We start from the raw sequence: 13,976 nt of genomic DNA, 5'->3' as shown, positions 1-13,976 counted from the left end.
GTGATTTTCCGTGGTACCCAGACCCTACCTCTCGTCGCTGCTATGTTGTTTTCATTCGCTCCCCTCTCGCAGGCAAATGATGCACCTTGGCTAGTACGCATCCCTGCCAATGATCTGCTCACACACAATCAACTCTCCCAGCTCGAGAGCCGAGTCATCTATCGCTTTTTAAATGGAGACGTATTAGTTGAGTCACCTTCGCCTAGTGAGCTTGTCAATCGTACCGGTGCTAGAGTGAGTTACTTAGAGCGCGCTCCAGCCATTTCAACGGGCGATATTGCGACGACAAGCAGTGTCAGTGTGAATGACCACTTGCTGGAGGATGGCATTGCAGCGTTAAGCGCAATTGAAAGGCAGTGCGACCAAGTGAAGATCGCAGTGATAGATTCCGGGGTTGATGAACAACACACTGGCTGGGGGAATACTTATTTTGAACAAGCTAAAAGCGTGATTGATCATAATCCGTCAGTGGATGATAGGTATGGTCATGGTACTCATGTGACGGGGATCATCAGTAGCGAGTTTAGTAGTGATTTAGGTCAGGTGGAAGGGGCTTGTGTTAGTGCTAGCGTGATCCCGATTCGTTTTTTAGGTGACTATGGTAACGGTACGATCTCTGACAGCATTGAAGCGATCCAATGGGCAATTGATGCCGGCGCAGATATCATCAATCATTCCTGGGTGACCAGTAGTGAATCTATCGCTCTTCGTGATGTCTTATTTGATGCCAATCAGCGTGGAATAGTACAAATCGCAGCTGCTGGGAATAGTGGCAGTAATAATGAGAACGCCCGCGTTTATCCAGCTAACTACTCAGTTCAACTTGATGGTATGTTAGCGGTTGCTAACTGGGATAGTTCTAGCAATCGACTAAATCCATCCAGTAACTACAGCTACACATTGGTCGATATTGCGGCTAGTGGGACGGATATTTTGAGTTTATATCCAGATGAGCAAACCCAAGTTCTCTCTGGTACTTCAATGGCAGCACCTATCGTCAGTAGTGTCGCTGCGATGCTTTGGCAGCAAGATAGCCACTTATCAGCAACACAAATAAATGCCAAATTGTTGAATTCGGTCAAACCCGAACGAAGTCTGATTGGCAAAGTTAATGCGCAGGGGCGTTTAGATGCTATAGGCGCGATAACGTTGGGCAGCATCCCCACCTCAATTGTCAGCGTAGATACATCAGTCACCCAAATTACTCTGTCGGGAATATTGTTAGACCAAGTGACTAATTGGTCGTTTAGACCAGCGCTTGCAGATGAAAGTGAGTGGGCGCTCACCACTACACTAGCTACCGCTGAACGAGTTGAATTTGAGTATTCAGAACTGCCTTATGGCTACTTTCAGGGTTATGGAAGCAATGGTGAATTACTCGTTTCGTATCCGTATCAAAGTGAACTGATAGCCCCAAGCGAAGTTAAGTTATCTTCTCATGATCAACAGTTACTACTAGATTGGCGTGGCAGTATCTGGGCGCACAGTTATGAAATACAAGAATTTAAAAATGGTCGATTCACGACTATTGCAACCGTTGTTGCCCCAAACAATCAACTGAGTATTGAGCTGGATGAGAATCAATCGGTGCGCTATCGAGTGCGCGCCAATTATCAGTACCAGTTTGATGAGCAGTCTCCGATTGACGTTTTCTCCTCATACAGTGGTGAAGTAGAGTCCGGCAACCTATTTGCACCAACAATGGTGAGAGCCTTTGCCGATATACCTCTGAATACGACCGCCGAGATGTTGCTTGATTTGGATAGTTCAGCGAACTATCAATTAGTGGATGATCCTGATGGAAAGGTAATAAGTTTGAGTGGTAGTCAAATTCAACTTGATACCAGTGAAGTTGGAGAGTGGTCGTTTACGTTAATCAATAATGCGTATTTGTCGACGCTCACTTATCGAGTGGTAGAAACGCAGGATTGGGTATTACGCAGCACTCAAGGGGCTAATATCAAAGTCTCTACTGATCAGGCTGATGTTGTAAGCGTCTCTGAAATGGGCGAGCAAAAAATCGCAATTACAGCAACACCACGACAGTCACCTTACTTAATCTCTCTAACCATCGAAGGCTCTTACTATATGTTCGATAATATCGATGTTGAGATAGCGGCAGCAAGTTCAACCACCTGGCAGGTTGTGAGTCGTTCAGGTAAACAGCTGAATCTACAAGTTGAGGCACAAGATAAAGAGACGTTCGTTATTCAGCCGAAAATTTCGGCGCCGATAGCGCAAGCCTCGAGTGACTCGCGTTGTTTTGTGGCTTCTAAAATTTATGCTAATCAACCGAGTAAGATAAATAAGTTGAGAAAATTCAGAGATGAAGTCCTGAGTAAACTTCCGGGTGGAGATTGGCTGATTGATCTCTATTATGACTATTCTCCGCGCTTAGTTCAGTTGAGTGAAAAGCATCCTCAGTTGACGAGCGCTGTGCGTAAACTGCTCGATCAATTGATCAAAATTTTGTAAGTCGTTCTTCTTGCTCTGTTGTTTCTTATTTGTCAGTTAAAGAGCCGTATAATTGTATACGGCTCTTTACGGTAACGTTTGCGGCAAAGGTTTAAATCACTTGTCATTGCGTTCATTTACAGGTAATTTCGTCGCCTTTAAATAGTCTGGTCTGCAATTTTCCCGCTATTTAACCAAAATTAGCAGCTTTGTTAAATTGCCATTACAGACCTGTTTCCTCCCATTCAGTTATCAATTATTCGCTGTTTTTAATTGATGTCACTGATGGTATTTGGGTCTAAAAACGTAAATAGGAACTCCCATGTCTGACAAGACTCCATCCGATGTTCAACAGATTGAAAATCGACCTACGACTGGCGCAGGTAAATTAGATTCGTATTTCTCTATTACTGCTCGCGGCAGTAACGTTCGCCAAGAAGTACTGGCTGGCTTAACGACTTTCCTTGCAATGGTTTATTCAGTGATCGTTGTACCGAGCATGCTGGGAGCGGCTGGTTTTGACCAAGGTGCAGTCTTCATTGCAACCTGTTTAGTTGCTGCGTTTGGTTCGCTACTTATGGGTTTTTGGGCAAACCTACCGATGGCGATTGGTTGTGCTATTTCTTTAACTGCATTTACTGCATTTAGCTTGGTATTGGGGCAAGGCGTTTCGATTCCTGTCGCACTTGGTGCGGTATTTTTGATGGGCGTGGTGTTTACCGCTATTACGGTAACCGGTCTTCGTCAGTGGATTTTGACCCACCTGCCAACAGGCATCGCGCATGGTACAGGTATCGGTATTGGTCTATTTCTACTACTGATTGCAGCCAATGGTGTTGGCTTGGTTGAGAAAAATGCGGCGGCGGGTCTACCGGTTAAGTTTGGTGATTTCACCTCGCTACCAGTGATTATGTCAGTGCTAGGTTTAGCGGCAATTTTTGGTTTAGAAAAACGCCGAGTGCCGGGCGGTATTCTATTGGTGATCATCGCAATCTCTGGGTTTGGTTTGATCTTTGATCCAAACGTGCAATACCAAGGGTTATTCGCGATGCCTTCTTTTGGTGGTGAAAGCTCGCTATTTGGCACTATGGACATCATGGGCGCATTCAGCCCACTGGTTTTACCAAGTGTGCTTGCGCTAGTGATGACGGCGATCTTTGATGCAACAGGTACGATTCGCGCGGTAGCTGGTCAAGCTAACCTTCTGGATAAAGATGGCAACATCATTGATGGTGGTAAAGCTCTTACTTCTGATTCAGTAGCCAGTATCGCGTCTGGCTTCTTCGGTGGTTCTCCTGCTGCGGTATACATTGAATCAGCTGCGGGTACAGCGGCTGGTGGCAAAACAGGTTTAACGGCGGTAGTCGTTGGTTTGCTGTTCTTGCTGGTACTGTTTATCTCACCAATCAGTTACTTAGTGCCAAGTTACGCGACAGCGCCAGCTTTGATGTATGTGGGTCTGCTAATGCTAAGTAACGTGAGCAAGCTGGATTTTGCTGATTCAGTTGATGCGCTATCAGGTTTGGTTTGTGCGGTGTTTATCGTACTCACTGCGAATATCGTAACCGGTATTATGCTAGGCTTCTTGTGCCTAGTTTGCGGTCGCGTGGTAGCGGGTGAGTGGAAGAAGTTAAGCTTTGGTATCGTATTGCTGACATTGGTGTTGGTCGGCTTCTACGCCGGTGGCTGGGCGATCTAAGATACCCACTATTCATATCTATCATCTCAGGCTGACGACTTTCGTCAGCCTTTTTTGTATCTATACGCAAATCACTAAGGCTCTATGGTTTGTAGTGCTGCTTAAACTGTGTCGGCGTCATCCCCGTTAGTTGTTTAAAGTACTTAATAAAATTGCTCGCATCCTCAAAACCAAAATCATAAGCCAACTGCTGTGTTGTTGTATTGCTGACGACTAGTCGACGTTTCATCTCAATACCGCTGAATGAGTTGATCATCTGCTTGGCAGTCAACCCTGTCGCTGCCTTGCATAGTTGGTTTAAGGTTTTGTAGGTGGTATTTAACTGATTCGCATACCAACTTGCATCACGGACGCAGTGAAAGTTCGCCTGAATTAAGTCAAAGAATCGCGCGAGTCGAATACTTTGCTCTTTTGATAGTTTGTCTTCCGTGAGCTTTGGTCTTAGACGGTGCAAGGTCTGTGCAAGCGCGGAAAATAGGTACATCACAATAAGAGAATCGCCGTTAGGTAGGCTTTGCTCATGCTCAATTTCACTAAGTAAATTTGCAATTCGCTGCTGGCTTTGCGGATCCAATTTAACTTGCGGTGAATACAATTTGTTTAAGTGCGTGGGAGTAAAGTTTGGCAAGCACATATGAGCGTGCAGCGTATCTAAAAAATTTTGCGTGAATAAGACTATTTTTCCTTTGATTTTTTCATTGAATTCAAAGCAGTGCACTTGTTCGCGCTGGATAAATAGCATTGAACCTGGCGATAGAGAGTAGCGTTCAAAGTCAATCATATGGGCACCTTCACCAGCCTCAATAAAAAGGAAATTGAAGAAATTGATTCGGTGTGGGTGATAGGGACTATGTATCAGATGTTGCCGAGCATGTAATGAATCAAGATTGATGATTTCAATGTCTTTCTGATTGGCTTTTTGATGGTTAAAGGCAATGTTCGGAATCGCAGGCAAGGATAATTACCCTTCAAGGAGGAAAGTTAGATTATAGCGTCGTTCTCGCTCGAGAGACTTTGATGGAGGTTCGATATCTACCATTTTTAGGCTTGCCTCTACCATGCCTTTGTTTTACCACAACAATACACTACAGCCTCAGTTTATTGGAGGTTGGTATGAACAACTGGATTTCTTTACTCCCGCCGCTTTTAGCGATCTTGTTAGCGATATCAACTCGTAAGGCATACATCGCCATCTTTTCAGGCATTATTCTCGGTTCATTGATTTTGGCAACCTCATTTATCTCCGGGCTTAAAGGTGTGATTGAGGCTTTGAGTCTTACGCTGCAATCAACCAGTACCATACATAGTCTGATCTTTATTTTGATGATTGGTGCCGTAATTAACCTCTTGCAGCGCTCTGCCGCCATCGACCATGCCTTACAGATTATCTCAACGCAAAGAGCATTAATTAAAAATCGCAGTCACGCTCAATTGCTGGCATTCATCGCGGGTTTTTTGATGTGCTTGGAAGGGATTGGTTCGATGATGATCGTCGGTGTGGTTGGGCGACCATTGTTTAAGCAATTCGACATATCTTCACAGAAACTAGCATACATTGCGAATAGTACCGGGGCGCCTTTAGCTTGGCTGTTGCCGATTAGTAGTGCCGGTCTGTTTCTGGTTGGTCTTATTCAGACTCAAATCGATCAAGGTGTAATTGATGGCGTATCGCTCGACTATGTTGTGCAAGCGATGCCTTACCAGTTTTATACATTGCTGGTGTTATTGAGTGTGCCTCTTCTGGCGGTATTTCAACATGATTTCAAACTGGCTCAACAGGGTGGCAGTGCTGAGCAAAGGGCGTTACCGCAAAGCGCCCCTATAGTGCCACTTTGGGTTGGTATGTCCCCATTTTATCTACTCATTATGACAATCGTAATTGTTGTTGCCTTGGGGGGAGACATCAGTAAAGCGATTTACTGCAGTGGTTACGTTGCTCTTATTGGTAGCGCTATTCTCTTTCATGTTAACGACGTACCGTACAAACAAAGCGTATCTTGGATGGTTTCGGGAGCGATTCGGATCTTGCCAGCCGTCTTAATACTGACTCTTGCTTTCACATTTAGCCATGTTATTGGTCAACTTGGTACCGGACAATTTTTAGCTGAGCTACTGACGGCTAACCTTGCCGTGTCACTACTACCTTGCCTGATATTTTTGATTGGCATGATGATTTCTTTTGCAACAGGAAGTTCTGGTGCAACCGTTAGTATCTTAACTCCGATTGCAATTCCAATTGCAGTACAGATGGGCTTTCCAGTCCCGGTGGTGATTGGTGCTGTGCTCTCTGGTGCGGTCTTTGGTGACCAAAGTTCCCCAATATCTGATTCCGTTATCGTTGCTGCTTCAGCGGCACAATGTAGCCCAGAGAGTCATTTTCGAAGCCAGCTCCCTATCGTTGCTTCCGTTGCACTTGTCGCCTTTGGCGGCTATCTCGGCGTGGGACTGTGGCTATAAGAGCTCTGGTTCGATATTTACCATCGAATCATCATATTCATATTCGCAATCGAACTTAAATTTAAACCTAAATAAGAGATAACAGGCATGTCGACATTTAACCAACAGAATATCGCGATCATCGGTGCAACAGGGCAGGTGGGTACGCCTTTGACTCGTGCGCTACTTAAGTTAGGTCATCAAGTGACAGTGATCACTCGAAGCTTAACCAAGGAAAGTGAAAAGCTGACTGAGTATTCTCAGAATGGCGCGAAGATCGTTCCAGTCGCCGATCTAAGTGATAAAGAGTCAATCGCACAAGCGATTCAAGGAGCGGATGCGCTTGTTTGTGCGGTTCCTGGCGATAAAACCATTATTACTCAATTCCAACCAATTTGGCTGGAGGCAGCATTAGAGGCGAAGGTTAAGCGATTTGTCCCAACGGAGTTTGGTGCTCATACGATGGGGCTTGATTATGGTAGCGGCGTTATTTTTGATACGAAGAAAGACTTCCAGCAAAAACTGTTTGAGTCGGGAATTGGCTGGACCATTATTTATACCGGAGTCATTTTTGACTATGCGTTACCGAATCTACGTTTTTTCCGCAATATCACGACTTTTGGCGACTTGGCCTTACCTATTTATACTCACGAAATTCAAGACATCGGAGTGATTACTGCACTGGCGGTGGTTGATGAGCGCACAATGAATCATTGTGTTCAGTTGGATTTTAACGCGTTGTCGCAAACAGAAATGCTTGATTTGCTGACGATGCATCATGCCGATCATCGGTTTGAATATGAACATTTTTCATCAGAGTTTATTACTCAGCAACGCTTAACGGCGAGTGATGCCGTGACGGCGAAGAAGGGGGCGGAAACAGACCGTGAGCGCTGGGGAATAAACTACGTGATTTATGTCATCGGTAAACTTGCAAACTTTACCGAAGAGACGCTCAGAGCCTCAGAACTTTATCCTGAGTTTCAAGTATCCAAAACGCCAGAACAAGCGATTGCCGATCCCGCATTTGTGTTTGATAACAACTAATCTATTACTTTGAATTAGACTCGCAGTACAAAACGAAAAAAGCCTGACGAGTTTCCTCATCAGGCTTTCTAAATTCTTTACCACAAAAAGTGGTGGCCCCTCCCAGACTTGAACTGGGGACCAATCGATTATGAGTCGACTGCTCTAACCACTGAGCTAAGGGGCCGAATAGGTCAACGATTATAGGGGAAGCGGCTGGGAGTGTCTAGCCACTACCTAGGGTAATTCCGTTTAGTTTTTATCCAGTTAAACCAATCAAATACAAAAAAGGTGAGCCATTGCTCACCTTTTTGTTTAGTCGACCGCGAATTACTCGTCTAGGAAGCTGCGCAGAGTTTCTGAGCGGCTTGGATGACGCAGTTTACGTAGTGCTTTAGCTTCGATCTGACGGATACGTTCACGAGTAACGTCGAACTGCTTACCAACCTCTTCTAGGGTGTGGTCAGTGTTCATGTCGATACCAAAGCGCATGCGTAGTACTTTCGCTTCACGAGGAGTTAGACCGGCTAGAACGTCTTTAGTCGCAGCTTTCAGGCTTGTTGCTGTTGCTGAGTCTAGTGGTAGTTCTAGAGTGGTATCCTCGATAAAGTCACCTAGATGCGAATCTTCGTCGTCACCGATAGGTGTCTCCATAGAGATTGGCTCTTTAGCGATCTTCAGTACTTTGCGGATCTTATCTTCTGGCATTTGCATACGCTCTGCCAATTCTTCCGGTAGCGGCTCACGACCCATCTCTTGTAGCATTTGACGCGAGATGCGGTTTAGCTTGTTGATCGTTTCGATCATGTGTACCGGAATACGGATAGTACGTGCTTGGTCTGCGATAGAACGAGTGATCGCCTGACGAATCCACCAAGTCGCGTAAGTTGAGAACTTGTAACCACGACGGTATTCAAACTTATCAACGGCTTTCATTAGACCGATGTTACCTTCTTGGATTAGATCCAAGAACTGTAGACCACGGTTGGTGTATTTCTTCGCGATAGAGATTACCAGACGTAAGTTCGCCTCTACCATCTCTTTCTTCGCACGACGAGCTTTCGCTTCACCGATAGACATACGACGGCTGATGTCTTTGATGCTTTGAACAGTTAGAGAGGTCTCTTCTTCAATCATCTTAAGCTTAGTGATTGAACGACGGATGTCTTCTTCACTTAGCTTGATTTTATCAGCGTATGGTTTGTCTGATGCTAGGATTTCATCTAACCATGCTTCGCTTGATTCATTACCGGTAAATAGAGTAATGAAAGACTTCTTAGGCATCTTGCCGTATTCAACCGCAGCCTTCATGATTAGGCGCTCTTGAGTACGTACACGTTCCATTGAAGTGCGTAGCTCTTCAACTAGGTAGTCGAACTGTTTTGGTGTTAGACGGAATTCTTTGAATACATCTAGAACAAGTTCGTGGGCGATTTGAGCTTTCGGGCTTTCTTGACCGTGCTCATTTACCGCTAGTTGGTAGTTCTGGAATGTATTGCGTAGCGACGTGAATTTTTCCAGTGCGACTTCAGGATCGATACCTGTATCTTCTTCTGTTTCAGTTTCAGAATCGTCGTCACCATCTTCATCTTCTTCGTCTAGATCTTCATCTTCGTCTTCAAGATCTGATTCTTGAAGCTCAGAGCCGATGTGTGTTGCCGTAGGAGCAGCAGTTTCTTCTGCATCTGGGTCAACAAAGCCAGTGATAAGATCGGTCAGGCGAAGTTCTTCCGCTTGGATTTTATCAAACTGCTCTAGGATGTATGGGATAGTACCTGGGTATTCCGCTACGGCATTTTGAACTTGGTTGATACCATCTTCGATACGCTTCGCGATGTCGATTTCGCCTTCGCGAGTTAGTAGTTCAACCGTACCCATTTCGCGCATGTACATACGCACTGGGTCTGTGGTTCGACCGATTTCGCTTTCTACGCTTGAAAGCGCTGCCGCCGCAGCTTCTGCTGCGTCTTCATCGGTAATTGTGTCATCATCATTTAGCGCAAGATCATCAGCGTCCGGAGCAGTTTCCACCACTCGGATACCCATGTCATTAATCATCTGAATGATGTCTTCAACCTGCTCAGAATCTACGATTTCTGCTGGCAGGTGGTCGTTAACTTCTGCGTAGGTCAGATAGCCTTGTTCCTTGCCTTTAATGACAAGTTGTTTTAGCTGTGACTGCGGATTTTGATCCATAGACGGTATCCAACTTAGTATTTGGTGAAGGAATTAGTATGCGAGATGCAAACCATACATGTTAACAAATTAATTGATTGCTGCCTATACAAACAGGGTTACGCTTTCAAATCTAGCATTAGTGCTAGCAGCTCCCTTTTTTCCTCGGCTGATAAACCGACGCTTCTTTCTTTGGCCTGCAGGTTTTCAATTTGTTTTTCGACGCACTGGGACAGAATTTTGTCCAATGAGTCTAAGAATATATCCATTTCGTTATCGTCATCGAGGGGAATTTCCCATCCCGCGAGACGTAACATAAGTGCTGAGTGGCTACTATTTCGCCATTGCTCGAGCAATTGACCTGTAGTGATATTGGGGTTGGCTTGACAATATTCAAGCACTTCAAGCAATAAACTTAGCCCCGGAACTGTTAGGTTCTTCACACTACTTAAATCCGGTACCATTTCAGCATAGCTCGGATTTTGGATTAGCAAAGCGATAACCTCACGCATTGGAGTACGTTTAATCTCCTGATGCGGAAGGACGCGGACCTCTTTTTGTCCTTCTTTACTAATTAATTGCTGTAACTGGCGCTCATCCATTAAGCCTAGACGCTTGCCGAGTAAATCTCTTAAGTAGAGTCGTAATGTTCCACCTGGCACTTTATCGATCAACGGCACTGCAAGGCTGGTGAGCTTTGCCATCCCTTCGCGATTTGAGATGTCGACTTGCTGCATGAGCGAGCTAAACATAAAGTCAGACAGCGACATGGATGAGTCAATTTGCTGCTCAAACGCCTCTTTGCCTTGTTGACGAATGTATGAGTCTGGGTCTTCACCATCAGGTAAAAACATAAACTTAAGCTGACGACCGTCGGTTAAGTATGGCAGCGCATTTTCCATGGCGCGCCATGCCGCTTCGCGACCAGCGCGGTCACCATCGTAACAGCAGACAACAGTGCTGGTTTGTCTAAATAAGACTTGCAGATGATCGCCGGTGGTGGACGTACCTAATGACGCAACCGAGTAGTCAACGCCATATTGCGCCAAAGCCACCACATCCATATAGCCTTCTACGACCAGGATTCGAGGTGGTTCACGATATGCTTGCAATACTTCGTAAAGACCATAGAGCTCTTTGCCTTTATGGAAGATCGGCGTTTCTGGTGAGTTAAGATATTTCGGTGTACCGTCACCAATGACACGACCACCGAAGCCGATCACGCGACCACGACGATCACGAATAGGGAACATCACACGTCCACGGAAGCGGTCGTAGCGGTTACCTTTATCGTTTTCGATCAGCATACCGCCAGTGACCAACATGTCTTGGGTGGTTTTTTGCTGACCAAAGTTCTTACGCACCAGATCCCACTCGTCGGCGACATAACCGATACCGAATTTCTGTACGATCTCGCCGGATAACCCACGATCTTTTAGATATTGGATCGCGATCTTACTGCTTGGTTGCTTAAGTTGATCACGGTAGAACTGACCGATACTGCCCATAAGATCATACAAGCTGCGTTTTTGATCACTGCTTGCTTGTGGTTGATCGTTACGAAAATGACCGCCTTGGCGCTGTTCACGAGGGACATCTAAACCGAGAAAGGAAGCGAGCTCTTCAATGGCTTCAACAAACTCAAGCCGCTCATATTCCATCATAAAGTCGATGGCATTGCCGTGCGCGCCACAGCCAAAACAGTGATAGAACTGCTTTTCTTGGCTTACGCTAAAAGAAGGGGTTTTCTCGTTGTGGAAAGGGCAGCAAGCACCGTAGTTCTTACCTTTTTTCTTAAGTTTCACCCGTGCGTCGATGATATCGACAATATCAAGTCGAGCTAGGAGGTCATCAATAAAACTGCGAGGGATGTGTCCAGCCATAAAACCTAACAAAAAAGAGAGTGGTGAGTTGGATAACTATCATAGAGAGTCTGTTATCCAGATACAAACAAGCCGTGCGATCCAATGGAGAGCACGGCTTGCTGCAATATGGTTGAGCAATTAAGCCAGTTTAGCGCGAACTAAACCACTTACTTGACCCATATCTGCGCGCCCTTGAATTTGTGGCTTAAGAACACCCATTACTTTACCCATGTCTTGCATGCCCGCAGCACCAGATTCAGTAATCGCAGCTTCAATTAGCTGAGCAACTTCTTCATTGGTAAGCGGTTGAGGCATAAAATCCTCAAGTACAGTAATTTCAGCGCTTTCCACATCGGCTAGATCTTGACGACCAGCTGATTCATATTGAGCGACAGAGTCGCGACGTTGTTTAACCATTTTAGTCAACACAGCAATGATATCGTCGTCGTTCAGAGTGATCTGTTCGTCGACTTCACGTTGCTTAATGGCTGACAAAGCTAAACGAATAGTGCCAAGGCGCAATTTGTCCTTGGCTTTCATCGCTAATTTTTGCTCATCTTTGAGTTTATCAATCAGAGCCATAACTTTATCCTTTAGGACTTAGTTATTAGTACAGGCGAACGCGACGAGCGTTTTCGCGAGCTAGCTTCTTAGCGTGACGCTTTTGAGCAGCTGCTTTAGCGCGTTTGCGAACTGTAGTTGGTTTTTCGTAGTGCTCACGACGACGCACTTCAGAAAGGATACCTGCTTTTTCGCATGAGCGCTTGAAACGACGTAGTGCAACGTCGAACGGTTCGTTTTCACGTACTTTAACTACTGGCATATGCCTTTCACCTCAGGGGTTAATTCGTTAACGCTGGCATTGACAGTCCGAACGACTCTGTTCGGTCTATAACCAGCTTGATCAAAAATGGTGCGGAATTTTAATCCGATCACTATGGCTTTGTAAAGCACTTTGTCGAGTATATACCCATGTATTGCTTAGGGGTAGGGTGAGGTAACAAGCTTTATCTACAAAGGCTTAAGAGTCGGGTAGGGGTTATTTTTTTTAAATCAGCGTGTTAGTACAGTAATTCAACAACTGAGTATGGGTAGTAATCAGGTTTAGATTGCCGGGAGTATCGATGAGATTAAGGCGTAAATCAGTGCCACTTGAGCGTATTGAGTTGTTCAAAGCTTAGACAACAAAAGTAACAATCCCACTTGTACAAAATTTGTTTGCAAGGCGAAGGCGAGTTAAGATTGCCGCCAATTTGCAATTAATCAAGAAACATCCCGAGTAGACCATGCGTATTATTGGTATCGAAACTTCCTGTGATGAAACAGGTATTGCCATCTATGATGACGAGAAAGGCTTACTTTCTCACCAGCTTTACAGCCAGATCAAACTGCATGCCGATTACGGCGGTGTTGTGCCAGAACTTGCATCACGTGATCATGTAAAGAAAACGATCCCATTGATCAAAGCGGCAATGGCAGAAGCAAACTTAGAGCCAAAAGACATTGATGGTATTGCTTATACCGCAGGTCCGGGTCTGGTTGGTGCGCTATTGGTTGGTGCAACGATCGGTCGCAGCCTTGCGTACGCTTGGGGTGTGCCTGCGGTACCTGTGCACCATATGGAAGGTCACTTGCTCGCCCCAATGCTAGAAGATAACCCACCACCATTCCCATTTGTTGCGGTACTGGTATCAGGTGGTCACTCTATGATGGTTGAAGTAAAAGGCATTGGCGAATACAAGATCCTTGGCGAATCTATTGACGATGCGGCGGGTGAAGCCTTTGATAAGACGGCTAAGCTGATGGGCTTAGACTACCCTGGTGGTCCGTTGCTGTCTAAATTGGCAGAAAAAGGCACGCCAGGTCGTTTTAAATTCCCACGTCCAATGACCAATGTACCGGGATTGGATATGAGTTTCTCTGGTCTTAAAACCTTTACGGCTAATACTATTGCAGCCAATGGTGATGATGAGCAAACTCGCGCGGATATCGCTTTGGCGTTTGAAGAAGCGGTATGTGGAACCTTAGTGATCAAATGTAAGCGAGCGCTGGATCAAACAGGTTTCAAACGCATTGTCATTGCGGGCGGTGTAAGTGCGAATAAGCGTCTTCGTGCGGAACTCGAGAAGTTAGCGAAGAAGATCGGCGGCGAAGTTTACTACCCACGTACAGAGTTCTGTACCGACAATGGTGCAATGATCGCTTATGCGGGCATGCAACGTTTGAAGAATGGTGAAGTGGCGGATCTTTCTGTGACCGCAAAACCTCGCTGGCCAATTGATCAATTAGATCCGATCGCTTAAGCAAATTTGCGGCGTTTG

10 protein-coding genes and 1 tRNA gene are annotated in these 13,976 nt (G+C 45.4%); 5 read left to right on the top strand and 6 right to left on the bottom strand.

All coding sequences use genetic code 11. The features are described from left to right. Both GZN30_RS11180 and GZN30_RS11175 read left to right on the top strand, forming a co-directional pair. Positions 1–2,475, top strand: coding sequence for a S8 family serine peptidase (locus GZN30_RS11180; protein WP_075649752.1), 2,475 nt, complete (start codon positions 1–3; stop codon positions 2,473–2,475). Between the two features lie 301 nt (positions 2,476–2,776). After that, the gene (locus GZN30_RS11175) at positions 2,777–4,153 is read left to right on the top strand and encodes an NCS2 family permease (protein ID WP_075649753.1); all 1,377 of its coding nucleotides are present in this window, start codon (positions 2,777–2,779) and stop codon (positions 4,151–4,153) included. An 82-nt stretch (positions 4,154–4,235) separates the two neighbouring features. Here GZN30_RS11175 and GZN30_RS11170 read toward each other — a convergent pair whose 3' ends face one another. After that, positions 4,236–5,108, bottom strand: coding sequence for a helix-turn-helix domain-containing protein (locus tag GZN30_RS11170; protein WP_075649754.1), 873 nt, complete (start codon positions 5,106–5,108; stop codon positions 4,236–4,238). Positions 5,109–5,266: 158 nt separating this feature from the next. Between GZN30_RS11170 and GZN30_RS11165 the strand changes: the two genes are divergently transcribed. Next, a complete protein-coding gene (locus GZN30_RS11165) occupies positions 5,267–6,610 on the top strand; it encodes a Na+/H+ antiporter NhaC family protein (protein WP_075649755.1) in 1,344 nt (447 codons plus the stop codon). Between the two features lie 87 nt (positions 6,611–6,697). Further along, positions 6,698–7,636: an NmrA family NAD(P)-binding protein gene (locus GZN30_RS11160; RefSeq protein WP_075649756.1), complete on the top strand. Its 939-nt coding sequence runs from the start codon at positions 6,698–6,700 to the stop codon at positions 7,634–7,636. 90 nt (positions 7,637–7,726) lie between these two features. Here GZN30_RS11160 and GZN30_RS11155 read toward each other — a convergent pair. From GZN30_RS11155 to rpsU, 5 genes are all read right to left on the bottom strand, one after another. Beyond that, positions 7,727–7,802, bottom strand: a tRNA-Ile gene (locus GZN30_RS11155). Positions 7,803–7,945: 143 nt separating this feature from the next. Further along, on the bottom strand, positions 7,946–9,811 hold the full coding sequence (rpoD, locus tag GZN30_RS11150) for an RNA polymerase sigma factor RpoD (RefSeq protein WP_075649757.1): 1,866 nt from the start codon (positions 9,809–9,811) through the stop codon (positions 7,946–7,948). Between the two features lie 98 nt (positions 9,812–9,909). Further along, a complete protein-coding gene (gene dnaG / locus GZN30_RS11145; protein WP_075649758.1) occupies positions 9,910–11,673 on the bottom strand; it encodes a DNA primase in 1,764 nt (587 codons plus the stop codon). Between the two features lie 120 nt (positions 11,674–11,793). After that, positions 11,794–12,237: a GatB/YqeY domain-containing protein gene (locus GZN30_RS11140; protein ID WP_075649759.1), complete on the bottom strand. Its 444-nt coding sequence runs from the start codon at positions 12,235–12,237 to the stop codon at positions 11,794–11,796. Positions 12,238–12,262: 25 nt separating this feature from the next. Next, positions 12,263–12,478, bottom strand: coding sequence for a 30S ribosomal protein S21 (gene rpsU, locus GZN30_RS11135; protein WP_001145625.1), 216 nt, complete (start codon positions 12,476–12,478; stop codon positions 12,263–12,265). A 463-nt stretch (positions 12,479–12,941) separates the two neighbouring features. Here rpsU and tsaD point away from each other — a divergent pair, with 463 nt between their 5' ends. Next, complete coding sequence (gene tsaD, locus GZN30_RS11130; RefSeq protein ID WP_075649760.1) at positions 12,942–13,958, top strand: tRNA (adenosine(37)-N6)-threonylcarbamoyltransferase complex transferase subunit TsaD; 1,017 nt, start codon at positions 12,942–12,944, stop codon at positions 13,956–13,958. Positions 13,959–13,976 lie beyond the last annotated feature (18 nt).

This window comes from Vibrio ponticus (genome assembly GCF_009938225.1).
GTDB classification, from domain to species: Bacteria; Pseudomonadota; Gammaproteobacteria; order Enterobacterales; family Vibrionaceae; genus Vibrio; species Vibrio ponticus.
This window is presented reverse-complemented; position numbering and strand designations above follow the sequence as displayed.

Coding starts and splice junctions, on each gene's coding strand:
- dnaG (WP_075649758.1), bottom strand. CDS start 11,673: ATGGCTGGACACATCCCTCGCAGTTTTATTGATGACCTCCTAGCTCGA.
- rpoD (WP_075649757.1), bottom strand. CDS start 9,811: ATGGATCAAAATCCGCAGTCACAGCTAAAACAACTTGTCATTAAAGGC.
- GZN30_RS11175 (WP_075649753.1), top strand. CDS start 2,777: ATGTCTGACAAGACTCCATCCGATGTTCAACAGATTGAAAATCGACCT.
- GZN30_RS11140 (WP_075649759.1), bottom strand. CDS start 12,237: ATGGCTCTGATTGATAAACTCAAAGATGAGCAAAAATTAGCGATGAAA.
- GZN30_RS11165 (WP_075649755.1), top strand. CDS start 5,267: ATGAACAACTGGATTTCTTTACTCCCGCCGCTTTTAGCGATCTTGTTA.
- GZN30_RS11160 (WP_075649756.1), top strand. CDS start 6,698: ATGTCGACATTTAACCAACAGAATATCGCGATCATCGGTGCAACAGGG.
- tsaD (WP_075649760.1), top strand. CDS start 12,942: ATGCGTATTATTGGTATCGAAACTTCCTGTGATGAAACAGGTATTGCC.
- rpsU (WP_001145625.1), bottom strand. CDS start 12,478: ATGCCAGTAGTTAAAGTACGTGAAAACGAACCGTTCGACGTTGCACTA.